Raw genomic sequence first — 25,164 nt, forward strand, 5'->3', positions numbered from 1 at the left:
CGCCGGCGCGGCGGCAATCCGCCTCCTTTCCTGACGCAACAGCACCATGCCTGAATACTTCGATTCGCTCGAAACCCGCGCGCCGGCAATCCGCGAGCAGGCGCTTCTTGCCGCCCTGGCACGCCAGGTGGCCCACGCGCGCGACAACGCGCCTTACTTCGCCGAGCTGCTGCGCGACGTGGACCCGCGCTCGCTGACGTCGCGCGAGGCGCTGGCGGCGTTGCCGGTGACGCGCAAGTCCGACCTGACCGCACGCCAGCGCGCGCTGCCGCCGCTGGGCGGCCTCAATGCGACGCCGCTGGGCAGGCTGCGCCATGTGTTCCAGTCACCGGGCCCGATCCACGAGCCCGATGGCCACGACGCCGACTGGTGGCGCACGGCCCGCGCCATGCATGCCGCGGGCTTCCGTGCCGGCGACCTGGTCTACAACACCTTTTCCTACCACTTCACGCCGGCCGGCATGATGATGGAAATCGGCGCGCACAAGCTGGGCTGCTGCGTGTTCCCGGCGGGCGTCGGCCAGACCGAGTCGCAGGTGCAGGCGCTTGCCAGCCTGCAGCCGGCGGCCTACGCGGGCACGCCTTCATTCCTGAAGCTGCTGCTGGAACGGGGCGACGAGATGGGCCTGCCCTGCACCAGCCTCGCCAAAGCGCTGGTCTCCGGCGAGGCGCTGCCGCCGTCATTGCGCGCGTGGTTCCAGCAACGCGGGGTGCGCGTGCAGCAGATGTACGGCAGCGCGGATCTCGGGCTGATCGCCTACGAGACCGAAGGCGGCGACGGCTGGGTGGTGGACGAGGGCGTGCTGGTGGAGATCGTCGAGCCGGGCGGCACGCGGCCCATGCCTGAGGGCGAGACCGGCGAGGTGGTGGTGACGGTGCTCGGCAACGGCGATTATCCGTTGATCCGCTTCGGCACCGGCGACCTGTCGGCGGTGGTGGCGGAATCCTCGCAGCGGCCGAGCCCGTGCGGGCGCACCAATATCCGGCTCAAGGGCTGGCTGGGACGCGCGGACCAGGCGACCAAGGTCAAGGGCATGTTCGTGCATCCGGGGCAGGTGGCCGACGTGCTGCGCCGCCATCCGGAAATCCGCGCTGCGCGGCTGGTGGTGACCGGCGATCCTGGCGCGGACGTGATGACGTTGCGCTGCGAGGCAACGCGCGAGGATACGGAACTGCAGCGCGCGGTGGCCGAGTCGCTGCGCGAGGTGATGCGATTGCGCGGGGAGGTGGCGTTCGTGGCGTCGGGGTCGTTGCCGCAGGATGGGAAGGTGATTGAGGATGCGCGGCGGTATGAGTGAAGGACTTGCCGTGAGAGAGTCTGACTTCGTTGAGGCGCTAGCCCTCACCCCCTGCCCCTCTCCCGCAAGCGGGAGAGGGGAGCAAACCGTTGGTGTGCGATAGCGTCAGCGCTTGCCGTCACCCCGCGCAGTCGCTCCCCTCTCCCGCGTGCGGGAGAGGGGTGGGGGTGAGGGCCAGAGCGTCAACGGAGTGACGGGCGTCGACAGACCAAAAAGCCTCAAGACTTCCCCCCATCCGCAGGCCGCGTTGGCAACCGGATCATCCACACGCTAACCCCCACCGCACAAGCCAGCAACGCCGCCGACGCAACCGGCCGCCCCCGCAGCAGCCATGCCGTCGTCCCCATCGACACCCACATCATCGACAGCGCCAGGCACTTCGCCTTGAACGGAATGCTCCGATGCCGCTGCCAGTCGCTGACCAGCGGCCCGAAGCGCGGATGCCCCATCAGCCAGCCGTGGAAGCGCTGCGACCCGCGCGCGAAGCACGCCGCGGCCAGCAGCACGAACGGCGTGGTCGGCAGCACCGGCAGGAAGATCCCGATCACGCCCAGCAGCAGGCAGAGCCCGCCCAGCGCCACCCAGACGGCGCGCAGCACGCGCTGGCGGTGGCTCAGCACGGCTTCAGGATCGGGCGAAAGGTCAGGGTTGGAAGGCTGCAATGGTCGAACAAAGGGCCGCTAAGCGGCCCCGGCGATCGGATCGGTCAGCGCGCAATCCCAAGCCGCGCCTTGGCCGCATCGTACTCCGCTTTCATGCGCGCGACGATCTCGCCGGCGCCCGGGATGTCGTGGATCTGGCCCACGCCCTGGCCGGCACCCCAGATGTCCTTCCACGCCTTGGCCTTGGAGCTGCCGCTGGAGAAGTCCATCCTGGTCTTGTCGGCCACCGGCAGGTTGTCCGGGTCCAGGCCCGCGTTGCTGATGCTTTCGCGGATGTAGTTGCCGTGCACGCCCGTGAACACGTTGGTGTAGACGATATCTGCGGCGGCCGAGCTGGTGATCGACCGCTTGTACGTTTCGGCTGCATGCGCCTCCTGCGAGGCGATGAAGCGCGTGCCGACGTAGGCGAAGTCGGCGCCCATGGCCTGCGCCGCCAGCACGGCCTCGCCGGTGGCGATCGAGCCCGACAGCGCGATCGGGCCGTCGAAGATCTTGCGTACCTCCCCCACCAGCGCGAACGGCGACAGCATGCCGGCATGGCCGCCGGCGCCGGCCGCGACCAGGATCAGGCCGTCGACGCCGGCCTCGATCGCCTTTTCGGCATGGCGCAGGCTGATCACGTCGTGCAGCACGATGCCGCCGTAGCTGTGCACCGCGTCGATCAGCTCCCTGGGCGGCGCGCGCAGCGAGGTGATGAAGATCGGCACCTTGTGCTCGACGCAGACCTTGATGTCGTGCTCGAGGCGGGCGTTGGACGCATGGACGATCTGGTTGACCGCGACCGGCCCGACCGGCGCGCCCGGGTTGGCGGCCTTGAACGCGGCCAGCTCATCCTGGATCTGCGTCAGCCATTCGCCGAGCAGCTCCGCGGGGCGCGCGTTCAGCGCCGGGAACGAACCGACGATGCCGGCCTTGCATTGCGCCAGCACCAGTTCGGGATAGCTGACGATGAACATGGGCGAGGCAATCACGGGCAGGGCCAGGTTCTGCAGGACCTGGGGCAGTTGCTTGGCGGCGGGCATGGTGTCTCCTGAACCACGGGCGGGCACGCGGAACATGCCCTAAATGAACGGTCGTTCGATTATAGGGAGTTTCCGGGGTGCGTCGCTAGAAGCCCAAGTCTATGCCGATCCTGCCGGCGATGGCAGGCGAGTCAGGTCAGATCGCTGTGTGGTGCAGGCATCACTGCATGGGCGGTCAGATTTCGGTGTGCTTGCCTGGCTATTGCCGATATTTCCCGTTTCTCAGACTGCGGGGAACAGGCAGTGCCTGCCCCCCGCTCTTCACGCGGCGATCAGTCCGGGGCGCGCTCGGGGACCGGTAGTTGTACCCATTCCTGATAGAAGGCCTCGATGTCCGGCTCGAAGTCGTGGATTACCGGATACCAGGGGGTGGGCGCCTCGACATCGTGCATGGTGCCGCACGCCGGGCAGTAGTACTCGCGATATACCTGCCACTGGGTGTCAGGGGCCATCAGCCTGGGATAGACCTCGGTCATTGCCTCTTCGGTGTCGCGCACATAGATCGAGGCATGCAGCTTCCAGTTCTCGCGGTAGTCGCAGAACTCGTGGCCGCAATCGCACTTGACCACCCATTTCCTGGTGCCGGCCGATTGCACAATGTGCATGTGCGGGCCGAGCGGAAGCACGATACGGTCCGGGAAGCTCACCTTGGCCTGCAGTGCGGCCAGGTACTGCTCGAACCGGCTGTCATCCTTGGGCATCGAGAGCATGCGGAAAGTGGTTTCCCAGTCCAGAGAGCCTTCGACGAGGTGGGCAACCTGTTCATTGGTGTAGGCAGACATTGTTCAGCTCCTTGATTCGGTGATTACTCTTCGACCTGGACGACGGTGGTGACGTCGGGCAGCAGGGAGAGGTCCATGCGGTGCTTGGCGCCGTAGGACGGCACGCCCAGTTCTTCCTCCAGCAGCTGCCATTCGGCGGGGAGGTTCCAGAATGCCTTGAACTCCCGCGTGAACTTCTCCGACAGGGCGAAGCTGGTGGCGAACATGTGCTGCACCTGGATGGACGCGTGCTTGTTGAGGATGCGTTCGCGCTCCTCCTTCATCCACTCGCGGGTTGGCAGGGACCGGGCCAGGCGTTCCTTGCGGATCTCGGCACGGCGGGCCTGGGTTTTGCCCGCATCTACCTTGAACACGCCCTTGGCGTCCTGGGTGAAGACGGCGCCATAGACCTTCTGCGCGTATTCCGGCAGCAGGAATTTCTGGTTGAGGTCCTCCTCGATGGCCTTCGGATCCCGGTCGATCGGGTCGCCAAAGCCCGGGCCGCCGCGCAGGTAGTTGAGGTACAGGTCGTGGTTGGCGTAGCAGTCCTCGGTGGTGATGCACTGCTTGTCACGCTTGACCACGGCAGTGGCATCGATGTGGCGCTCGTAGTCCGGCTTGCCCGGATCGATGTCGCCGCCCAGGGGCAAGGAGTCGCCAATGGCGATGCGCTTGTCCAGCCCTGTCTTGTGCGCCTCAAAGCGGTAGCCGGTGGCTGAGGGATAGCCGCCCATCATGCCCCAGTCGCTGTTCATGAACCCGTTGCCCATGAAGAACATGGTCCAGTCCTGGGCGTTCCACACCATGCGCAGCGTCTCGAAGCCGCACCCGCCGCGGTACTTGCCGTAGCCGCCGGAGTTGGCCTTGACGTTGCGGCCGAGGTAGAGCAGCGGCTCGGCCATCTCCCAGATCTCGATGTCGCCCATGTCGCCTTCCGGGTTCCAGATGGCGGCGGCATGGTTGAGGCCATCCTTGACGGCGCAGGCACCCGTGCCGCAGGAACTGGCCTCGAAGCTGTTGACCGCGTGGATCTCGCCGTCCTGGTTGATGCCGCCACCCTGCAGCCAGTTGGAGGTGTTGGCGTTGCCGGCATTGACCTCTTCCAGATAGCCACGGCTGAAATAGGACTGGGACAGACCGCGCCACAGGGCCGCCCAGCCTGAGACCAGGAAGTGCCAGGCGTAGGCGTGGCCAGTGCGGCGGTCATCCGGGTTGCACCAGGTGCCCTTTGGTAGCCGAAACTCGGTGGCGAAGTAGGCGCCGTCGTTGATGCGCTGGGTAGGCACCAGGGTCTGGCACATCATCACCCAGATGCCGGAAGTGAAGGCCACCTGATGGGCGTTGAAGGTGTGCCAGCCCCAGCGGCTCGCGCCTTCGAAGTCCAGGCGCCATTTTCCGTCCGGCCTGATGGTCATCTCCACCGGCGAGTGCATGATGGAGTCGAGCTTGGCGAAGGCGTTGGAGACCTGCACGTCGTCGTGCTTGTATGGCACGTCGACAAAGGAAACCTTGCGGTATTTGCCGGGCAGGGTCATGGCCTTGATGCGGCTCTGCAGTCCGCGGCGGCCTTCTTCGATGACCTCGAAGGCAAACTTCTCGTAGGCTTCGATGCCGTCGGCGCGGATCACTTCCTCCACCAACTCGCGGATCATGTGGCAGCCGGCGATGCGGGTCTTTTCGTCGAGGATCCAGTACTTGGGCGTGCGCACCGAGCGCTGGGACTCATGCAGCCAGTCGCGCAGCGGCTCGTCGTTCACCCCGGTCTTGCGGCAGGTGATCATGTAGCCGTCGCCGAAGCGCTGGGTCTGGCCGGTGGACATTGAGCCCGGCGTCACCGAGCCGGTGTCGATGACATGGGTGACGCCGCCCACCCAGCCGATCAGCCGTCCTTCCCAGAAGATCGGGACGATGGTGGCGATGTCGCATGGATGGACGTTACCGATGGCGCAGTCATTGGTCGTGAACATGTCGCCGGGGTTGATGCCGGGGTTGGCTTCCCAGTTGTTCTCGATCATGTACTTGATCGCAGCGCCCATGGTGCCGACGTGGATGATGATCCCGGTCGAGGTCAGGACGCAGTCGCCGGCGGCGTTGTAAAGCGTGAAGCAGAGTTCGCCTTCCTGCTCGACGATGGGGCTGGCGGCGATCTTCTTGGCGGTCTCGCGGGCATGCACCAGGCCACCACGCAGCTTGGAGAACAGCTTCTCGTAGCCGATCGGGTCGCTGTCCCGGAATTCCAGCTTCTTGAGGCCGTTGTAGTGGCCGGTGGCCTTGGTACGCTCGATGATACCGTCGCGGTACTGCTTAACAGGCTGCTGAAATACCTCCAGCGGAAGTCAGCGCGACAGCCGGGTGAAGCGTTGATTTGAGGATCCCATCCAACCTCACATTTATGCGCGGCGCAGACACCTTCTCCGAAAGCCTGTTCACCATGCGGAGGCTGGATGATTTCGTGCCAAAGTCCCACCCGCTGCGCTCGATCCGCACTATGGCCAACCTGGCGCTGGTGAAGATGAACCGGTTGTTCGCGCAGATGTACGAGGCCGACATTAAGGGCGGCCGGCCCAGCATCGCGCCGGAGAAGTTGCTGCGGGCCATGCTGCTGCAGGTGCTCTACAGCATTCGCTCCGAACGCCAGCTCATGGAGCAGACGCAATACAACCTGCTGTTTCGCTGGTTCATCGGGCTGTCGATGGACGATACAGTTTGGGTGCCCACGGTCTTTACCAAGAACCGCGAACGGCTGATCAAGCATGATGCGGTGATCGAGTTCTTCAACGAAGTGCTGGCCATCGCGCAGAAGAAGGACTGGCTGTCGGGCGAGCACTTCAGCGTCGACGGCACGCTGATTCAAGCGTGGGCGGGCCACAAGAGCTTCGTGCGCAAGGATGGCGGCGACGAAGACGACAACGACGGCGCCAACTTCAAGGGTCGCAAGCGCGGCAACGACACGCACGAGTCCAAGACCGATCCCGATGCCAGGCTCTACCGCAAGGGCAAGACCGCCAGTGCACTGCGCTACATGGGTCATACCCTGAGCGACAACCGCCACGGCCTGGTGGTGAGCGCGATGGTCACCAATGCGGACGGACATGCCGAGCGCGAGGCCGCCAAAGTCATGCTAAATGATGCCAGGCAGGTGGCTGAGGACCTGGATGTGGAAGTCACCGTGGGCGCGGATAAGGGCTACGACGCCGAAGAATTCATTCAGGCATGCCTGGAGATGAAGGTGACGCCCCACGTGGCACAGAACACCTCGGGGCGGCGCTCGGCCGTTCCGGACGAGATCGCCAACAGCACCGGTTATGCGATCTCGCAGCAGAAGCGCAAGTTGATCGAACAAGGCTTTGGCTGGGCCAAGACCGTGGGGCGCATGCGCCATGTGATGGTGCGCGGCCTGAAGAAGGTTGACCAGATGTTTGTGCTGAGCATGGCCGCCTACAACCTCGTGCGCATGCGCTCGCTGGGACAAATCCGTCCGCAGTTGCCGTAATCGCGGTAATGAGGCCGGAATCAGGTACCAAATCGCTGATAAAGTCGATGCAGTGACGTTCGGCTTCCGGATTGTGAAAAATCACAAACCAATCAGCCTTGCAGGGGAAGCTTCGCCGCTTGCGCGGCGAGTACTTCAGCAGCCTGTTAAGCGTCTGGCCGTTCTGCAGCAGGTCGGCGAGGCCGATTTCCTTATTGCTCATCATATTCATGGTGGGTCTCCTTACTTCACTTCCTTGAGATGGAACAGGCGGTGCTTGTCGATCGTGGTTTCGAAGCCGTCAGGCACGACGAAGGTCGTGGCGTCCGATTCGATGATGGCGGGACCCACGATGTGGTTGCCGGCCTTGAGGGCTTCCATCTTCCAGAGCGCGGCATCCACCCACTTCTTGTGCCGGTAAAACGGACGGGTGCCGAGGTAGGCTTCCTTGGGCGGCGTCGGGCCGGCATCCGGGTCTTCCGGCAGCACCGGCTTCTGGGTCACGACGGTGCCGCGCAGGATGGCGCCAGTGATCGAGAAGCCCAGTTCCGGCGAGCGGGCGGAACTTGCGTAGACGCGGCCGTAGGTGTTCTCGAAGGCCTCGACGATCTGGTCCCAGTCGGCGGCGCTTGCGGCGCTGGTCACCGGCGAGACGATTTCGAGGTCATTCAACTGGCCCATGTACTGCATCTTGTAGCCGGGGATCAGCAGCACATCCTCGGGCTTGTAGCCGTTGAGGACGAATTCGTCGATGACCTTGACTGCCAGTTCCGACCAGGCTTCCTGCAGGCTGTTGCAGGCGGCTTCCTTGTCGGCGTCGGGGGCGTGCTGGGCAACCCCAAGGTCCACCGACTTGTCGTAGCGGTACTCGAAGTCGGCGCAGGCGCAGCCGAAGGCCGAGAAGCCGGCCGCCCAGGCCGGCACGACCACGTCCTTGAAGCCGACGCCCTCGGTGTAGCCGTAGGTGTGCACGGGGCCGGCGCCGCCATAGGAGAAGCAGGTGAAATCCGCCGGGTTGTAGCCCTTGGCACTGATGTTGGCGCGCAAGTACTCGGAAAGAGTGAGATCGAGAAGTTCGATGACGCCGGCGGCGGCATCCTCGACCGACAGGCCGAGCGGGTCGGCGATCTGCGCCTTGATGTGGTCGCGGGCGCGCTGCACGTCGAGCTTGATGGCGCCGCCCAGGAAGTTTTCCGGGTTCAGGTAGCCGAGCACGACGTGGCAGTCGGAGACCGACACCGTGTCGAGGCCGCTTTCCGGCCAGCAGGTGCCCACGCGGTAGCCGGCGCTGTCGGGGCCGAGCTTGATCGACTTGCTGTAGGGGTCGAGGCGCACGAAGCTGCCGGCGCCGGCGCCCACCGAGTCCATCGCTACCAGGGGCAGGGATAGCACCAGCCGCGCCATGTCGGGGTCGGACTTGATGGCGAAATTGCCCTTGGTGATCAGGGCCACGTCGAAGCTGGTGCCGCCGATGTCGGAGCAGGCAATGTTCTCGTCGCCCAGGTACTCGCCCAGCAGCTTGGAGCCGATGACGCCGCCGATGGGGCCGGAGACGATCGTGCGCGCGAGTTCCTTGGCCTTCCAGCTGATGGTGCCGCCGTGCGTGGCCATGACGCGCAGATCAAACTTGGCACCGTGCTTTTTGAACCGGTCGCTGACCTTCTTCAGCGTCTGACGCGAAGGCTCCGCGCCGTAAGCCTCGAGGATGGTGGTGTTCATCCTGTGGCTCTCCTTGCGCGACGGGTAGTAGTCCACCGAGGCGAACACCGGGATATCCGTCTTCAGCTTTTTCAGCTCCTCGCGCACGATGTCACGGGCGCGCTGCTCGCTCGATTCGTTCTTGTGGGATTGCAGCAGGCAGATGACGATGGCTTGCGAGTCGGCCTCCACCAGTTCTCGGGTAGCCTGGCGCACCTCGTCTTCGCGCAGGGGGATAACCAGCTTCCCCTGCACGTCGGTGCGTTCGGTGACACCGCGCGTGCGCGAGACGGGCACCAGGGGCTCGTCGTAGCGGTGGGTGTTCAGGTGGATGCGGTCCTCCAATGCGTAGCCAAGATAGCTCTGCAGGGCGCGGCCCATCGAATGAATCTGCTCGAATCCGCGGTTGCAGATGAGGCCAACGGCGAGGCCCTTGCGCATCAGGATGCGGTTGAGCATGGCCGTACCGGAGTAGACACACGTCACCAGCTCCGGATAGACGTCGTCTACCGTCCGGTCCCAGTGGGCGAGGGCGTCTTCGGAAGATTTGTAGATGGCAAGCGATTCGTCGCCGGGATTGCTCTGCGCCTTGCCGACCACGAAGCGGCCATCGGAGCGCACGAAGAATGTGTCGGTCATCGTGCCACCAGCATCGATGCCCATCACCTGTACGGTGGACTGCGATTGCATACTGCCTCCTGTCATTGGTGTAGTCATGGTGGGATCTCCCACGACTCATCCATGGCAAAGCTTGTGCCAGGCTAGGCCGGCAGCAGGGAGCAGCCCCGCAAGGCGATTGAATTCAACGAGTTGCCGGCATTGTCTGGCCACTCCGCGGGCGGCAGCAGGCCCGTCGTCAGTGTCCGGATTCACGACGCCCTGCACAGCGGTGTCCGGGAATCGGACGCTTTCTGTCCGGCGGAAGATCTGCCGGTCGCTGCCGGATGGACAGGAACCTCGACGTTCCCGGGCGCTGCCACGCAGATTGCTTGTGGCTGGCATGCGCTATGCAATGGCTTCACGCGAATGGCAGCGAAATATGGTGAAGCCCATGAAGAATTCAATGAGGTCAAGGCGCCTGAATGTCGGAGCAGTTGCCGACATGGAGCTGGCGATCGGAACCCATCTCGTCACCAATCGACTTTGGTACACGCATCATGGCGTCTACGCAGGGACCGGCAAGGTCGTGCACTACGCAGGTCTGTCGCGGTCACTGCGTCGCGGGCCGGTGCACGAGGTCACGCTCGCGGAATTCGCGCATGGGCATCCGGTCTGGGTCCGGCAAAGCCCCGGCGCCAGGTTCGCTGGTGTGGAAGCCGTCGAACGCGCCTACTCCCGCATCGGCGAGGATCGCTATCGCCTGATCTCCAATAACTGTGAGCACTTCTGTACGTGGTGCCTGTATGGCGAGAGCCGCAGCGAGCAGATCGATGCATGGAGGTTCCGGGCAAGCGATGCGGTCGCTGCCGGGTTCAAGGTCGTCAGGCTGCTCATGGTCGCCGCCTCGCTAAGTGTGTCCGTGCTGCGAGCAGTTTCCCGATTCGGATTCGAGGGCCAGGCATTCGCGAACTCAACGCAATCCACTTCCTGAACCCGCGCGCGGGCACTGGTTGGCGCTGTCCGGTTTCCGGACACCTTGAACCCGGGATGACCGGAAGCCGGACACCTTCCGGTGGCTTGCTGCAAAGCACAAATTATTGATTTGAAAAGAGATTTATTGACTTGGTGATGGCACGCGGATACGGTTACTGCAGTCAATTGAGAGCGACCGTACTATGCCGTTTTCTCGTTGCGGCACCCTGATCCCCCGCCTGGGCGACGAGCCCGTCGTGGCTTCCGCGTGGGAGCATTTTGTGCAGGACCAGCCCCTGGAAGTGGCCGGTGTGTGCAGTGTCGTCCTGGCGTCGTGGCAGCGCTGTCGTTCCGAGGCCGTTGACCCTGCCAGGCACTCCGCACCGGCGGCTGCAGCCGAACGTGTCCGCCAGCTGCAGCGGCAGAACCGGGAGCTCTGCGAAGCCGCGCGCCCGGCACTCGAGAGCCTGCGCGACATCCTGCGGGAATGCGGCACGCTCATCATGCTCTGCGACCCGGGCGGAACCGTTCTTCACCTCAATGGCGAGACCAGGGCCCGCAGCGTTGGCGAGGGAATCAACCTGGCCACCGGTGGCTGCTGGAATGAGGATGTCATCGGCACCAACGCCATCGGCACCGCGATCGCCACCGCTGCTCCGGTTCAGATCCATGCCGACGAGCATTTCTGCCTGGACGTCAAGCGCTGGACCTGCGCCGCGGCTCCCATTCTTGACCCCTTCAGTCGCACCCTGTTGGGGGTCGTGGATGTTTCCGGTGTCAAGGAAACCTTCCATGGCCATACCTTGGGCCTGGTGGTGGCCGCTGCCAGGCAGATCGAAGGCGAACTGGCCCGCCGCGACGTTGCGCTCCACGAGCGGCTGCTGACCCGGGCCATTGATCATTTCATCCGTTACGCCAGCGACTACGTTGTGCTTGTCGACAGCCGCGGACGCATTGTTCGTATCAACGGAAATGCGCAGGCGGCGCGGGAGAGCCATGAAGTTCGGCTGCCCTCGGAAGTTGGCAGCCAGGTACCGGGGCTCAATCTCGCATTGCCCGAAATTGATCGATCCTGCCAACGCCCGGAATGGCTGCGTCCCGAATGGCTGCACCCGGTGAAGGACCATGACGGCATGCTCGGTACGGCGCTGGTGATCCCGCTCGCGACGCGCCAGAATCGAACCACCGTATCGCTGCCCACGGCCACGGCCACGGCAACAATGGCAGGCGATGCGTTTGGTGAAATCATAGGCGGAAGCGCGGTGCTGGAGGCGACCAAGGCACGCGCGCGCCGTATCGCCCCTCTCGATCTGCCTGTGCTGCTCCTTGGCGAGACTGGCGCAGGGAAGGAGCTCTTTGCCAGAGCCCTGCATCGGGCAGGTAATCGCCCCGAGGGTCCGTTCATTGCCGTCAATTGCGGCGCTTTCACCCGTGAGCTGCTGGCCAGCGAACTCTTTGGCTATTCCGATGGCGCCTTTACGGGCGCCCGCCGTGGCGGTCTTCCGGGGAAGTTTGAGCAAGCCGACGGTGGCACGCTCTTCCTCGACGAAGTCGGCGAGTTGCCGCTTGACATGCAGCCCCACCTGTTGCGCGTGCTGCAGGATGGCATTGTGGTCCGCCTGGGCGATACCCGCGAGCGGCGCGTTTCGGTGCGCGTCGTCGCAGCCACGAACCGTGATCTGCAGCAGGAGATCTCCGCCGGGCGCTTTCGCGAAGACCTGTACCACCGCCTCTGCGTGGTCAGCCTGCCACTACCGCCGCTGCGCGATCGGCCTGGCGATATCGAGGCAATCATCGCGCATCTCAACAGCAAACTCGCACGCAAGTATGGCTGTGTGCCCAAGCAGCTTGAACCCGCCCTGCACCAAACGCTTCTGAGCTATCGCTGGCCGGGTAACATACGTGAACTGCAGAATGTCTTCGAGGTGATGTTTGCGCTCAGCGAAGGCGACATTATCGACACGTCTTTACTACCCCCGAGCATCGCACAGTCGGTAAAGGACTCATTGCCCATGTCAACCTCGACGCGGATACCTGGCACATTCGGTCGCCTCGAGGAATTGGAGAGACAGGCGATACTTGATGCGATCGCGAATTCCCACGGAAATATATCTATGGCTGCCCGGACTCTGGGTATTTCGAGGAGTACGTTGTACGTGAAGTTGGCCACGATTCGGGCTGAGCCGGTCTTGGCTCCGCCAAGTCATCCATAGGCGAACCAAAGCGAAGCGCAACAATATTCGTGGTTCCCGCCTCCCCGGAATTCCTCGGTGAACCAAAAAAAACGCCCCGCATAAACCGCGGGGCCATCAATTACCACGAAGACTGATACTGCCGGCAGGGCACCTGCCAATGCCACAACCGCCAACGAAGCATAGAAAACCAATATGACGCCCACATGGCAACAAGGTGAACACCCAATGACAGCCAAAGATCAAAGCCCATACCGCTTGATCTTGTCATACAGCGTAGCCTTCCCAACCTGCAGCAAATCAGCCGCCTGACTGACAGCACCCCCCGTCTGCGCCAGCGCATCGGCAATCACCGCCCGCTCATATCGCTCCATCCTCTCCCGCAGCGGCGCGGTCTCGTCCGCAGTCGCCGCATGCGCACCCGCTTGCCCGCCCTCAGGCACCCCCAGCACCAGCCGGTCCGCCGCATTCCGCAACTCCCGCACATTCCCAGGCCAAGGCCGCTGCTGCAGCCCCTGCCGCTGCGCCTCCGACAGGATCGGCGCCGGCCGCTGATAGCGCACCGCCGCCACCAGCATGAAGTGCTCGAACAACGCCACGATATCCTCGCGCCGTTCCCGCAAGGGCGGCAGCGCAATCGTGACCACGTTCAGCCGGTAATACAGGTCTTCGCGAAACGTGCCTTGTGCCACCAGCGCATCCATATCCCCCTTTGCCGCCGCCACAATGCGCACATCGATCTTCACCGACGCATTCGACCCCAGCCGCTCCAGCGTGCCTTCCTGCAGCACCCGCAGCAGCTTGACCTGCAGCGCCAGCGGCATGCTCTCGATCTCGTCGAGAAAAAGCGTCCCGCCCGACGCGTGCTCCAGCTTGCCGATACGTCGCTTGCCCGCTCCGGTGAAAGCGCCTGCCTCATGCCCGAACATCTCGCTCTCGAAGATAGCTTCAGGCACCGCCCCGCAGTTCAGCGCAATAAACGGACCCTCCGCGCGACCGGACAGCGCGTGCAAGCTGCGCGCCACCAGTTCCTTGCCAGTGCCGGTTTCGCCATTGATCATCACCGGCACGTCGGTCGGCGCCACGTTGGCCACCAGCGCCCGCACCTGCCCGATCGCCGGCGAACGCCCGATGATCCGCGTACCCGCCGCGGGACCGGCCAGCTCACGCCGCAACGCCTGGTTCTCCAGTTCGAGCGCCCGCCGCTCCAGCGCCCGGCGCACGGTGTCCGTCAGCCGGTCGGCCCCGAAAGGCTTCTCGATAAAGTCATAGGCGCCTTCACGCATCGCCTGCACGGCCATCGTGATATCGCCATGCCCCGTCACCAGCACCACCGGCACGCCAGGCGCCGCATTGCGGCAGTGCTGCAGCAGGTCCAGCCCGCTGGCGCCCGGCAGGCGCACGTCAGTCACCACGACGCCGGGAAAGCCCGCGTGCAGATGCGGCATGGCGGCTTCGGCCGATGGCAGCGCCAGCACGGTAAAGCCCGCAAGCTCCAGGCTTTGCGCGGTGGCCTGCCGCACCAGCGGCTCGTCTTCGACAAACAGGACTCGCAGACCGTCTTGCATGGCAATGCTCATAGGGGAGTGGAAACCGGCAGCGCCTCGTTCGCGCCGGGGCTGGCCGGCGCGCGCGCCAGCACCAGCGTGAACTGCGCGCCGCCGCCGGGCATGTTGGCCACGCTGAGCTGGCCGCCGAACTCGCGCACGATCGACGACGAGATCGCCAGCCCCAGCCCCAGGCCCTGCCCGGTTTCCTTGGTGGTGAAGAAGGGTTCGAACAGGCGCGGCAGCGCTTCCGGCGCGATGCCGGTGCCGTTGTCGCGCACGGCGATGGTGACGGTGCCGCCGTTGGTGTCGCTGTTGGTGCCGCTGTTGGTGCCGCTGTTGGTGCCGCCATCGGCCTGCACCTCGATGTCGATGCGGCCTTGCGCGGGCGCCGCCGAGGCGATGGCGTCGAGCGCATTGCCGATCAGGTTCAGCAGCACCTGTTCAAGCTTGAGTTCGTCGGCACGCACGGACAGGCCAGGCTGCTCGTCGAGCCCAGCCACGCTGATCGTCACCGCACCCAGCCGCGGCGCCAGCAGCGCCAGCACGTGGTCCAGCGCGGTGCGCACCACCACCGGCCGCCGCACCGGGCGCGCCTTGCCGGCGAACAGCTTGAGCTGGCCGGTGATCTTGCCCATGCGCTCGGTCAGGTCGGCGATGGCAGTCAGGTTGCCTTCGGCCGCGGCCAGCTGGCCCCGCTCCAGCAGCACGCGGGTGTTGTCCGAGAAGGTGCGCAGCGCCGCCAGCGGCTGGTTCAGCTCATGCGTGATGCCGGCCGCCATCTGCCCCAGCGCGGCCAGCTTGCTGGCCTGCACCAGTTCGTCCTGCGCCGCGCGCAGCTCGCTTTCGGCGCGGGTGCGCTCGGCAACCTGTTCCTCGAGCTCCTCGTTGATCGCCATCAGGTCGGCGGTACGCGCTTTCACGCGGCGCTCCAGCTCGTCGTAGGCCGCTTCCAGCAGCCGTCGGCTGTATTGCATGTCGCGCGCGCGTTGGCGGCGCTGGCGCCAGTTGACCAGCAGCAGGCAGATGCAGGCATACGCCAGCGCCGCCGCCACGGTGGCGTTGCGCGCATTGGCCAGCACCGGCTCCAGCGGCGCCATCACCTGCATGGTCCACTCGGCCGGACCCACGGTGCGGCCCAGTTCCAGGTAGCGGTCGGCACGCAGGGTGGCGTCAGGGGTAAAGGTGGTGCGGGCCGCGCGGGCCTCGTCGCGCACGCGCACCAGCCGCGCGTTGGCGCCCAGCGTGGTCTGCGCGAGCCAGCGCGTGACGGGTGAATCCAGCGGCTCCAGCGGCAGCGGGGTGACCGCGCGGCCGTGGTACTGGCGCGTGCTTTCCATCTCGGCCTGCAAGGCCGGCGGCAGCGGCAGCAGCGTGCGGTACTGCCAGGCCGGCACCGACGACAGGAAGATCACGCCGTGGTCGTCGCTGACCATCAGCGGCTCGGCGCCGCTGCCGGCGCGCTGGAACCACTCCAGGTTGAGCTTGACCACGGTGACGCCGATGACCTTGCCGTTGGATTCCACCGGCTGCGCGAGGTAGTAGCCGGGTTCGTCGCTGGTGATGCCGATGGCGTAGAAGCGGCCCATCTTGCCGCCCGCGGCGATCTGGAAGTAGGGGCGGAAGCGGTAGTCGGTGCCGACGAAGCTGCCGGGCTGCCCATGGTTGCTGGCGGCCAGCGCGATGCCGTTGGCGGCGATCACATAGGTGGCCGATGCATGCGCGCGCCGGTTGACCTCGGCCAGGTACTGGTTGGCGGCGGCGACGCGCGCGGGGTCGTGAGGGGAATCGAGCAGCCCGCGCACGAAGGGGTGCAGCGACACCAGCGCGGGCAGGAATTCGTAGCGGTCGAGGGTACTTTCGAGCGTGGCGGCGTAGCGGTCGGCACGCGTGGCGGTGCTCTGCTGCAGCGTGGCCAGGCCGCGCTGGAACGACACCAGCCAGGTCAGCCCGCATAACAGCAGCAGGCCCGCGGCCAGTGCGAGGGCGAAGCCCCACCACCGGCCGCTGCCGGTATCCGGCGCATGCACCGCGCGGGTGGCGGCGGGATCATGCACGGCGAGGAAATCGTCGGAGTGTGGCATCGGCGTGCGCAAGGGCTGTCGCGCCGATGATACCCGCTGGCGGGCGGCCGGGGCAGCCGCCCATGCAGCCACCCCCGCTGCGGTGCACTTAGCGGGCGCCCTGGCTGGCCTGGGCGAGCTCGTCGGCAACGCTGCCGCCGCCCTGCAGCACCTGTGCCAGGCGCTTGCGGTCCAGCTCGCGTTCCCAGGCCGACACCACCACCGTGGCCACGCCGTTGCCGATGATGTTGGTCAGCGCGCGGCACTCGCTCATGAAGCGGTCGATGCCCAGGATCAGCACCATGCCCGCCACCGGGATGGTCGGCACCACTGCCAGCGTCGCGGCCAGCGTGATGAAGCCCGAGCCGGTCACGCCGCTGGCGCCCTTGGAGGTGATCATCGCCACCGCCAGGATGGTCAGCTGCTGCATCCACGTCAGTTCGATGCCGGTCGCCTGCGCGATGAAGATCACCGCCATCGTCATGTAGATGTTGGTGCCGTCCAGGTTGAACGAATAGCCGGTAGGCACCACCAGGCCCACCACCGACTTGGAGCAGCCCAGCTTCTCCAGCTTCTCCATCATGTGCGGCAGCGCGGCCTCGGACGAGCTGGTGCCCAGCACGATCAGCAGCTCTTCCTTGATGTACGAGATAAAGCGCACGATGCTGAAGCCGGTCATGCACGCGATCGTGCCCAGCACCACCAGCACGAAGATGATGGCGGTGAAGTAGAAGGTGCCGATCAGCTTGAGCAGCGGCACCAGCGAGCCCAGGCCGTACTTGCCGATGGTGAACGCCATCGCGCCGAAGGCGCCGATCGGGGCCACCTTGGTGATCACGTGCACGATGTGGAAGAACACCTTGGAGACCTGCTCGATCAGCTGCACCACGAAGCGGGCGCGTTCGCCGAGCGTAGCCAGCGCGGCGCCGAAGAACAGCGACACCAGCAGGATCTGCAGGATGTCGCCATTGGCGAAGGCGCTGAAGACCGTCTCCGGGATGATGTGCATGAAGAACTCGACCGTGCTCTGGCCGTGTGCCTTCGACACGTATTGCGCGATCGCCTTGGTGTCCAGCGTCGACGGGTCGATGTTGAAGCCCACGCCCGGCTTGAGCAGGTGCGCGGCGCCCAGGCCGATCAGCAGCGCGAAGGTCGACACCACTTCAAAGTAGAGCAGCGCCTTGCCGCCGACGCGGCCGACCTTCTTCATGTCGCTCATGCCGGCCATGCCGGTCACGACGGTACAGAAGATGATCGGGCCGATGATCATCTTGATCAGCTTGATGAAGCCATCGCCCAGCGGTTTCATGGCCACGCCTGTATCGGGCCAGTAGTGGCCCAGCAGGATGCCGACCAGGATGGCGAACAGCACCTGCACATACAGGATCTTGTAGAAGGGTTTCTTCATGGTGTCTTCCTCGGTGTTGACCGTACCCGGGGCGATGGCGCCGCGGGCGCGCGCCGTCACGGTTGCGGCGCGTTCAGGGACGGGAATTTGCAACCGGCATGCCAGTCCAACCGGTATCGCTAACTGACTGATTCACAAGGAAACGCGGGCGTTGCCGGGGCGCGCTGCCTCCAGGATTCCGGAAATCCGGAGTCCGCGCTTCCGGGGATTCGGAATGCCGAAGCCGGCAAAGGTGGCCGAGGCGCCACCTGGGCGGTGGCATGCGGCGGTCAAAGGCGTTGCGCGGGTGCCGGAAGGCGCGGGCGGGCCGCCGCGACGCCGTATAATTCCGAGCTTCCGTTCAATGTCCTGCGGCCATCCTGGCGCGCGGACCCGCCCTCCTTGTCACCGCATCGCATGAGCAGCTACTACCAGCACCACGTCTTCTTCTGCCTGAACCAGCGCGAGGCCGGCGAGAACTGCTGCGCCAATTTCAACGCCAAGGCCATGCAGGAATACGCCAAGAAGCGTTGCAAGGAACTCGGCATTGCCGGCGGCGAAGGCCGCGTGCGCATCAACAAGGCGGGCTGCCTGAACCGGTGTGAACTCGGGCCGGTGCTGGTGGTCTACCCCGAGGCAATTTGGTACACCTTTGTGGACGAGCACGACATCGATGAAATCATCGACAGCCACCTGCTCAACGGCAAGCCGGTCGAGCGGCTGATGGTGGACCGCTGAACGAGAACGAAGTCCGCGGCGCTGCCAATGCCGCAGCGCCGATGTCAGACACCGCCGCCCGCACGCCGGACGGTTTTTTCATTTTTTGCCCCCGGATTTCCGGGCCTGAGCCAGCAGGTTCATCGCCATCCTGACCGCCCCAGACCGCCCCAGACCACCCTATGAACGCGCATACCCAGGTACTTTCCATCGCCGGCCCCGTCGGCGCGATCGACGTTTCGGTGGACCTGCCGCAAGGCGAGCCGCGGGGCCTGGCGCTCGTTGCGCATCCGCATCCGCTGTTCGGCGGCACCAAGGACAACAAGGTCGCGCAGACGCTGGCGCGCGCCTTCGTGCAACTGGGCTATGCCACTGTGCGCCCCAATTTCCGCGGCGTCGGCGCGACCGGCGGCGAGCACGACAATGGCATCGGCGAGCAGGACGACCTGCTGGCAGTCGTCGCCTGGATGCGCGAGCAGACCGCGTGGTCGGCGCAGGCCGCGACGCTGCCGCTGGCGCTGGGCGGCTTCTCCTTCGGCAGCTTTGTCAGCACGCACGTGGCCCGGCGCCTGGCCGAGGCCGGCACGCCGGCGCAGCGCCTGGTGCTGGTCGGCACCGCCGCCAGCCGCTGGCAGGTGGCCGAGGTGCCCGCCGACACGATCGTCATACACGGCGAGCAGGATGACACCGTGCCGCTGGCCAGCGTGTTCGACTGGGCCCGCCCGCAGGAGCTGCCGGTGATCGTGATCCCCGGCGCCGACCATTTCTTTCACCGCAAGCTGCACCTGATCAAGCAGCTCGTCGTCAACGCGTGGGACCGGTAACGGCGCAGCGCCAGCGCACCGTACCGTCCCGCACGATCCCTTTCATGTCGGAAACAGAAACAATGCTGAATAGAGCCACGACACGCCTTTCCTCCGCCTTTGCACCAGCCGCCATCGTCGCTGCCGTCGCCACGGCCACGCTGGCCGCCGCGCCCGCCGCCGTCCTTGCGCAGGGCGTGCCGATGCCGCAGGTCGCAGCCAAGTCGTGGATGCTGTATGACGCGACCAGCGGCCAGGCACTGGCCTCGCAGAACGCCGACCAGCGCATCGAGCCGGCCTCGCTGACCAAGCTGATGACCGCCTACCTGGCGTTCGAGGCACTCAAGGAAAAGCGCCTGACGCTGGAACAGACCGTGGTGCCGACCAACCTGGTGCTCAAGGTCAAAAGCGACGAGTCGCGCATGTTCATCGAGCCCAACAAGCCGGTCAGCGTGCAGGACCTGCTGCTGGGCCTGATCGTGCAGTCGGGCAACGACGCCGCGCTGGCGCTGGCCGAGGCCGTGGGCGGCTCGGAAGAGGGCTTCGTCGCGATGATGAACCGCGAGGCCCAGCGCATGGGCATGAAGAACACCCACTTCACCAATACCGACGGCATTCCCGACCCGAACCACTACACCACCGCGGTGGACCTGGCGACGCTGACCACGCACCTGATCAAGGACTTCCCCGAGTACTACAGCATGTACTCGCAGAAGGAGTTCACCTATAACAAGATCAGGCAGCCCAACCGCAACCGCCTGCTGTACATCGACCCGACCGTGGACGGCGTCAAGACCGGCCACACCAAGTCCGCCGGCTATTGCCTGATCTCGTCGGCCCAGCGCCCGCTTGCCAATGTGCCCAACGGCCAGCGCCGCCTGATCTCGATCGTGATCGGCACCACCACCGAACAGGTGCGCACGCAGGAAAGCCTGAAGATCCTCAACTACGGCTTCCAGTTCTTCGACACGCTGCGCCTGTACGACAAGGGCCAGGTGCTGGCCACGCCGGAGATCTACAAGGGCAAGAGCGGCACGGTCAAGATCGGCGTGCAGCACGAGACCTTCGTCACCGTGCCCAAGGGCACCGGCGGCCGCCTGAAGCCGGTGCTGGAGCGCCAGGAACTGATGATCGCCCCGATCGCGGCGGGCCAGCAGGTGGGCATGGTCAAGCTGATGGACGGCGCCACCAAGGTGGCCGAGTTCCCCGTGGTGGCACTGGAAGAAGTGCCCGAGGCCGGCTTCTTCGGCCGCCTGTGGGACACCATCCGCCTGTGGTTCAAGCGCAAGTGATTGGCACGCGCGGCCTGGAGATTTGCCGGGCCGCGCCGGAGAAAACGACATGACTTCCGACAACCAGAGCAGCGGCAACAAGCCCGGCGATATCCCGCCGGAGCAGTCGCTGATCGAATACCCGAGCCATTTCCCGATCAAGGTGATGGGCTCGATGCAGGACGGCTTTGCCGAGGCCATCGTCACGCTGGTGCAGGAGTTCGATCCGGACTTCCATGCGGGCAAGATGGAGATGCGGCCTTCGAGCAAGGGCAACTACCTGGGCCTGACCGTGACGGTGTGGGTGACCAGCCGCGAGCAGCTGGATGATTTGTATCGGGCGCTGACTTCGCATCCGATGGTGAAGGTGGTGCTGTAAGGCATCTTGCATGACTAGCGCTCCCGCTTTGTTTGCTCCCCTCTCCCGCTAGCGGGAGAGGGGCCGGGGGTGAGGGCAGGCGCTGGCATACCGACGCCCGTCACTTCGTTCGACACTCCCGCCCTCACCCCCAACCCCTCTCCCGCTCGCGGGAGAGGGGAGCCGCTCCCGCAACGTATGAAGCGCGTCGGGCGCGGCATAGCTTCTTCCCCATACCAACATGAACACCATCACCCTGAAACCCGGCAAGGAAAAACCCCTGCTGCGCCGCCATCCGTGGATCTACGCGACCGGCATCGCCACCACCGAAGGCCGCTGCGAGCCGGGCTCGACCGTGACCGTGCGCGCCGCCGACGGCCGCTTCCTGGCCAAGGCTGCCTACAGCCCCGAATCGCAGATCCGCGCGCGTGTGTGGACCTTCGACGAGAACGAGCCGGTCGACCACGCGCTGTTCAAGCGCCGCGTGGCCGCGGCCATCGCGTACCGGCGCCAGTGGGTGAAGGACAGCGACGCCGTGCGCCTGATCTTCGGCGAATCGGACCGGCTGCCGGGGCTGATCGTCGACTACTACGGCAGTGGGGAAACGGGCCAGCTGGTGTGCCAGTTCAATGCGGCGGGCGTGGAGCACTGGAAGACCGCGATCGTGCAGGCGCTGGTCAAGGAGACCGGCTGCCCCAACGTCTATGAACGCTCCGACGCCGCCGTGCGCCAGCGCGAAGGGCTGGAACTGGTGACCGGCGTGCTGGCCGGCGCGGAGCCCGATCCGGCGCTGTCGGTGACCGAGCATGGCGTGCGTTATTACGTCGACGTGCGCAATGGCCACAAGACCGGCTTCTACGTCGACCAGCGCGACAACCGCAAGCTGGTGGGCGACCTGGCCGAAGGGCGCGAGGTGCTGAACTGCTTCTGCTATACCGGCGGTTTCTCGCTGGCCGCGCTGCGCGGCGGGGCGAAGGCGGTGACGTCGATCGATTCGTCGGGCGAGGCGCTGAAGATCGCCGCGGGCAACGTGACGCTCAACGGCTTCGATCCGGAGCGCGCGGCCTGGCTCGACGCCGACGTGTTCAAGACGCTGCGCGAATTCCGCGCCCAGGGGCGCCAGTTCGACCTGATCGTGCTGGACCCGCCCAAGTTCGCGCCGTCGGCGCAGCATATCGATCGTGCCGCGCGTGCGTACAAGGAGATCAACCTGGTCGGCACGCAGCTGCTGCGGCCCGGCGGGTTGCTGTTCACGTACTCGTGCTCGGGCGCGATCAGCATGGAGCTGTTCCAGAAGATCGTGGCGGGCGCGGTGACCGATGCGCGGGCGGATGCGCGCATCCTGCGCAGGCTCTCGGCCGGCACCGATCACCCGATGCTGGCGGCGTTTCCGGAAGGGGAGTACCTGAAGGGATTGCTGCTGGAGAAGGTGGCGTAAGTTCGCGCGTGGCGCGACTCAGCGCCACATATTGCGCATCCGGCTGGCCAGGTCCACCGGCGCCAGCGCCGGCTTGGCCTTCCCTTCGCCCGGCATCGGCGGCGGCGGCCATGCCCGGCTGTAGAAATTCGGCATCACGCGATTCGGGATGAACCGCGTGCGCGACGCATACACATGCCGGTCGCCGAAACCCACCTGCTGGTGCACATAGAACCGCTGCGGCACGATGACGTCCAGATGGTCCTTCGCCCGCGTCATCGCCACATACAGCAGCCGCCGCTCTTCCTCGATCTCTTCGGTCGTGCCCGTCGCCAGGTCGCTAGGCATGCAGCCATCGACGGCATTGAGCACATACACCGCCTTCCACTCCTGCCCCTTGGCCGAGTGGATGGTCGACAGGATCAGGTAGTCCTCGTCGCGCGAGGGCACGCCGGATTCATCGCTCGATGCACTGGGCGGATCCAGCGTCAGCTCGGTCAGGAAGCGCTCGCGCGCGCCATAGGTGGCGGCGATGCGCTCCAGCTGCTGCAGGTCGGCCTGGCGCGCGGCGGCGTCATCGTGCAGGCGTTCGAGGTGCGGCGTGTACCAGGCCAGCACCTGCTCGAACTCCGACGGCCACGGCGAGGCCGGCGCCATCAGCGCGCGCGCCAGCGTCAGCAGGTCGGCCCAGGCGGGCGCGGCGGCCGGCGGCGGCTCGAATTCCTGCAGCGAGAACAGCGGCTCGGTGGCCAGCGCCAGCGCATCGAGCACGCGCGCCGCGGTCTTGGGGCCGATGCCCGGCAGCAGCTGCAGCGTGCGGAAGCCCGCCATGCGGTCGCGCGGGTTTTCCAGCCAGCGCACCACGGCCAGCACGTCCTTCACGTGGGTCGATTCCAGGAACTTGAGCCCGCCGAACTTTACGAACGGGATATTGCGGCGCGCCAGCTCGATTTCCACCTGCGCGCTGTGGTCGGCGGCACGGAACAGCACCGCCTGCGCCATCAGCGCCAGGCCGGCCTCGCGCCGCGCCAGCACCTGCTCGACCACGTAGCGCGCCTGGTCGGCCTCGTCGTTGACGACGATGATGCCGGGTTTCTCCGCCGACAGCCGCTCGGACCAGAGATCCTTGGTATAGCGCTCGGCCGCCAGTCCGATCACGGCGTTGGCGGCCTGCAGGATCGGCTGCGTCGAACGGTAGTTCTGCGACAGCGTCACCTGCTGCGCGGGCGGCGTGAACTGCTGCGGAAAATCGAGGATATTGCGCACGGTCGCGCCGCGGAACGCGTAGATCGACTGCGCATCGTCGCCGACCACGGTCAGGCCGCGGCCGTCGGGCCGCATGGCCAGCAGGATCGACGCCTGCAGCGCGTTGGTGTCCTGGTATTCGTCGACCAGGACATGGTCGAAGCGCGCCCCGATGTCCTGCGCGATGGCCGGCTCGGCCATGGCCTGCGCCCAGTACAGCAGCAGGTCGTCGTAATCGAGCACGTGCTGCTTCTGCTTGGCCTCGACATAGCCGGCAAACAGCGTGCGCAGCGCATCGGCCCACATGGCGTAGCGCGGGAACTGCTGCTTGAGCACGTCCTCCAGCGGCGCCTGCGTGTTGACCACGCGCGAGTAGATCGACAGGCAGGTCTCTTTCTTGGGAAAGCGGCTGGCGGTCTCGGACAAGCCCAGGTCGTGGCGCACCACGTGCATCAGGTCGGCCGCATCGCCGCGGTCGCTGATGGTGAAGGCGGGCGCCAGGCCCAGCGTCTCGGCGTACTCGCGCAGCAGGCGCGCGCCGATGGCGTGGAAGGTGCCCGACCATTGCAGCGCGGCGCGGCCCGCGCCGGTCTGCGTGCCCAGCGCCTGGTCGACGATGCGCTCGACGCGCCGGCCCATCTCGGCGGCGGCGCGGCGCGAGAAGGTCAGCAGCAGGATGCGGCGTGGATCGGCGCCGCCCAGCACCAGGTGCGCGACCCGGTGCGCCAGCGTGTTGGTCTTGCCCGAGCCCGCGCCGGCGATGATCAGCAGCGGCCCGTCGCTGCCGTGCTCGACCGCGGCGCGCTGCTCCGGGTTGAGTCTGGACAGGTAGGCGGGACCCGGGTCGGCCGCATCGGGGGCAAGGGCGGATTCGGGATCCGCGGCGGGGGCAAGGTCCAGTGACACAGGCAGGCAGGAGGCAGGGGAAAAAGCGGGCAGGGCAAAAAGCTGGCGCCAACTGTATATCCATACAGCCTCGCAGTGCAAGCCCGCCGTGCAAGCCGCTTCGCACGGGATCGGGCACGAACCAACAAAAAAGGTGCTCGATGAGCACCTTTTGCTGGATGTTGCGGGCGACAGCGTTACGCGGACTTTGCCAGCGCCCCGTCCAGCAGCTTGTGCAGCGCATCCCACTCCGGCTCGCCCACATAGCGCTTGAGGATGCGGCCGTCCTTGTCGACCACGAAGGTGGTCGGCGTCAGCTGCACATTGCCGAAGGCCTTGGCAGCGGAGCCGTCCGAATCCATCGCGACCTTGAACGGCAGCCCGCGCGTCTTGGCGTAGTTCATCACGTACATCGGCGGGTCATAGTTCATCGCCACGGCCACGAACTCCAGCCCCTTGCCCTTGAACTGCTCGTAGGTCTTGACCATGTCGGGCATTTCCTTGATGCAGGTGGCGCAGCTGGTGGCCCAGAAATTGACCAGGTAGACCTTGCCCTTCAGGTCGGCGGTGCTGAGCTTTTCCCCCGACAGCAGCGTGAACGTGGCAGCCGGTGCGGCATTGGCCGGCGCCAGCGCGCGGTAGCCGAACCAGCCCAGCAGCGCCAGCACGACGACGGCGGCGACGATGGGCCAGGGCTTGCGGGAGGGCTTGGCGGAAGCGGAAGTGGTCATGGAAGGCGGGGAAAGCGAATTCTCTTCGGGCAACGATACATTCTAATGCCGCTGGCGCCTTGGC

At 65.7% G+C, this 25,164-nt stretch carries 19 protein-coding genes; 9 read left to right on the top strand and 10 right to left on the bottom strand.

The annotated features are described in order from the left end of the window. Positions 1-46: 46 nt before the first annotated feature. Positions 47-1,297, top strand: a complete 1,251-nt coding sequence (locus tag JTE92_RS13430) for a phenylacetate--CoA ligase family protein (protein WP_063241189.1) — start codon at positions 47-49, stop codon at positions 1,295-1,297. Positions 1,298-1,515: 218 nt separating this feature from the next. Here JTE92_RS13430 and JTE92_RS13435 read toward each other — a convergent pair whose 3' ends face one another. The 4 genes from JTE92_RS13435 to JTE92_RS13450 form a co-directional block, all read right to left on the bottom strand. Further along, positions 1,516-1,917, bottom strand: a complete 402-nt coding sequence (locus JTE92_RS13435; protein WP_063241190.1) for a YbaN family protein — start codon at positions 1,915-1,917, stop codon at positions 1,516-1,518. Positions 1,918-2,003: 86 nt separating this feature from the next. Further along, positions 2,004-2,981 (bottom strand): NAD(P)H-dependent flavin oxidoreductase, encoded by a 978-nt coding sequence (locus tag JTE92_RS13440; protein ID WP_063241191.1) that lies wholly within the window; start codon positions 2,979-2,981, stop codon positions 2,004-2,006. Between the two features lie 272 nt (positions 2,982-3,253). Further along, entirely contained in the window at positions 3,254-3,763 is a 510-nt protein-coding gene (locus JTE92_RS13445) for an acetone carboxylase subunit gamma (RefSeq protein WP_063241192.1), read from the bottom strand. A 23-nt stretch (positions 3,764-3,786) separates the two neighbouring features. Continuing rightward, positions 3,787-6,072, bottom strand: a complete 2,286-nt coding sequence (locus tag JTE92_RS13450; protein ID WP_116386743.1) for a hydantoinase B/oxoprolinase family protein — start codon at positions 6,070-6,072, stop codon at positions 3,787-3,789. Positions 6,073-6,134: 62 nt separating this feature from the next. On the opposite strand from JTE92_RS13450, the gene JTE92_RS13455 reads away from it, so the two are divergent. Further along, the gene (locus JTE92_RS13455; RefSeq protein ID WP_063242167.1) at positions 6,135-7,235 is read left to right on the top strand and encodes an IS5 family transposase; all 1,101 of its coding nucleotides are present in this window, start codon (positions 6,135-6,137) and stop codon (positions 7,233-7,235) included. Between the two features lie 222 nt (positions 7,236-7,457). Here the strand turns inward: JTE92_RS13455 and JTE92_RS13460 are convergent, their stop codons facing one another. Further along, a complete protein-coding gene (locus tag JTE92_RS13460) occupies positions 7,458-9,602 on the bottom strand; it encodes a hydantoinase/oxoprolinase family protein (protein ID WP_063236611.1) in 2,145 nt (714 codons plus the stop codon). A 412-nt stretch (positions 9,603-10,014) separates the two neighbouring features. Here JTE92_RS13460 and JTE92_RS13465 point away from each other — a divergent pair, with 412 nt between their 5' ends. Further along, complete coding sequence (locus JTE92_RS13465) at positions 10,015-10,503, top strand: lecithin retinol acyltransferase family protein (RefSeq protein ID WP_306431128.1); 489 nt, start codon at positions 10,015-10,017, stop codon at positions 10,501-10,503. 184 nt (positions 10,504-10,687) lie between these two features. After that, on the top strand, positions 10,688-12,697 hold the full coding sequence (locus JTE92_RS13470; RefSeq protein WP_063236612.1) for a sigma-54-dependent Fis family transcriptional regulator: 2,010 nt from the start codon (positions 10,688-10,690) through the stop codon (positions 12,695-12,697). Between the two features lie 221 nt (positions 12,698-12,918). Here the strand turns inward: JTE92_RS13470 and JTE92_RS13475 are convergent, their stop codons facing one another. The 3 genes from JTE92_RS13475 to JTE92_RS13485 form a co-directional block, all read right to left on the bottom strand. Further along, positions 12,919-14,244, bottom strand: coding sequence for a sigma-54-dependent transcriptional regulator (locus tag JTE92_RS13475; protein ID WP_063236618.1), 1,326 nt, complete (start codon positions 14,242-14,244; stop codon positions 12,919-12,921). Positions 14,245-14,252: 8 nt separating this feature from the next. Next, on the bottom strand, positions 14,253-16,307 hold the full coding sequence (locus JTE92_RS13480; protein ID WP_063236613.1) for a sensor histidine kinase: 2,055 nt from the start codon (positions 16,305-16,307) through the stop codon (positions 14,253-14,255). 88 nt (positions 16,308-16,395) lie between these two features. Further along, positions 16,396-17,694 carry a dicarboxylate/amino acid:cation symporter gene (locus JTE92_RS13485; RefSeq protein WP_063236619.1) on the bottom strand — a complete coding sequence of 433 codons (1,299 nt, stop codon included), beginning with the start codon at positions 17,692-17,694 and terminating at the stop codon, positions 16,396-16,398. A gap of 396 nt (positions 17,695-18,090) precedes the next feature. On the opposite strand from JTE92_RS13485, the gene JTE92_RS13490 reads away from it, so the two are divergent. From JTE92_RS13490 to JTE92_RS13510, 5 genes are all read left to right on the top strand, one after another. Then, on the top strand, positions 18,091-18,411 hold the full coding sequence (locus JTE92_RS13490) for a (2Fe-2S) ferredoxin domain-containing protein (RefSeq protein WP_063236614.1): 321 nt from the start codon (positions 18,091-18,093) through the stop codon (positions 18,409-18,411). Between the two features lie 161 nt (positions 18,412-18,572). Next, positions 18,573-19,214, top strand: coding sequence for an alpha/beta hydrolase (locus JTE92_RS13495; RefSeq protein WP_063236615.1), 642 nt, complete (start codon positions 18,573-18,575; stop codon positions 19,212-19,214). A gap of 62 nt (positions 19,215-19,276) precedes the next feature. Next, positions 19,277-20,485 (top strand): D-alanyl-D-alanine carboxypeptidase family protein, encoded by a 1,209-nt coding sequence (locus JTE92_RS13500; RefSeq protein WP_063236616.1) that lies wholly within the window; start codon positions 19,277-19,279, stop codon positions 20,483-20,485. Positions 20,486-20,534: 49 nt separating this feature from the next. After that, the gene (locus JTE92_RS13505) at positions 20,535-20,843 is read left to right on the top strand and encodes an HP0495 family protein (RefSeq protein ID WP_063236617.1); all 309 of its coding nucleotides are present in this window, start codon (positions 20,535-20,537) and stop codon (positions 20,841-20,843) included. A 220-nt stretch (positions 20,844-21,063) separates the two neighbouring features. Beyond that, positions 21,064-22,260, top strand: coding sequence for a class I SAM-dependent rRNA methyltransferase (locus tag JTE92_RS13510; RefSeq protein WP_063236620.1), 1,197 nt, complete (start codon positions 21,064-21,066; stop codon positions 22,258-22,260). An 18-nt stretch (positions 22,261-22,278) separates the two neighbouring features. Here JTE92_RS13510 and JTE92_RS13515 read toward each other — a convergent pair whose 3' ends face one another. Both JTE92_RS13515 and JTE92_RS13520 read right to left on the bottom strand, forming a co-directional pair. After that, on the bottom strand, positions 22,279-24,390 hold the full coding sequence (locus tag JTE92_RS13515; RefSeq protein WP_063236621.1) for an ATP-dependent helicase: 2,112 nt from the start codon (positions 24,388-24,390) through the stop codon (positions 22,279-22,281). Between the two features lie 176 nt (positions 24,391-24,566). Then, complete coding sequence (locus tag JTE92_RS13520; protein ID WP_063236622.1) at positions 24,567-25,100, bottom strand: TlpA disulfide reductase family protein; 534 nt, start codon at positions 25,098-25,100, stop codon at positions 24,567-24,569. Positions 25,101-25,164 lie beyond the last annotated feature (64 nt).

Source organism: Cupriavidus oxalaticus (assembly GCF_016894385.1).
GTDB lineage: Bacteria > Pseudomonadota > Gammaproteobacteria > Burkholderiales > Burkholderiaceae > Cupriavidus > Cupriavidus oxalaticus.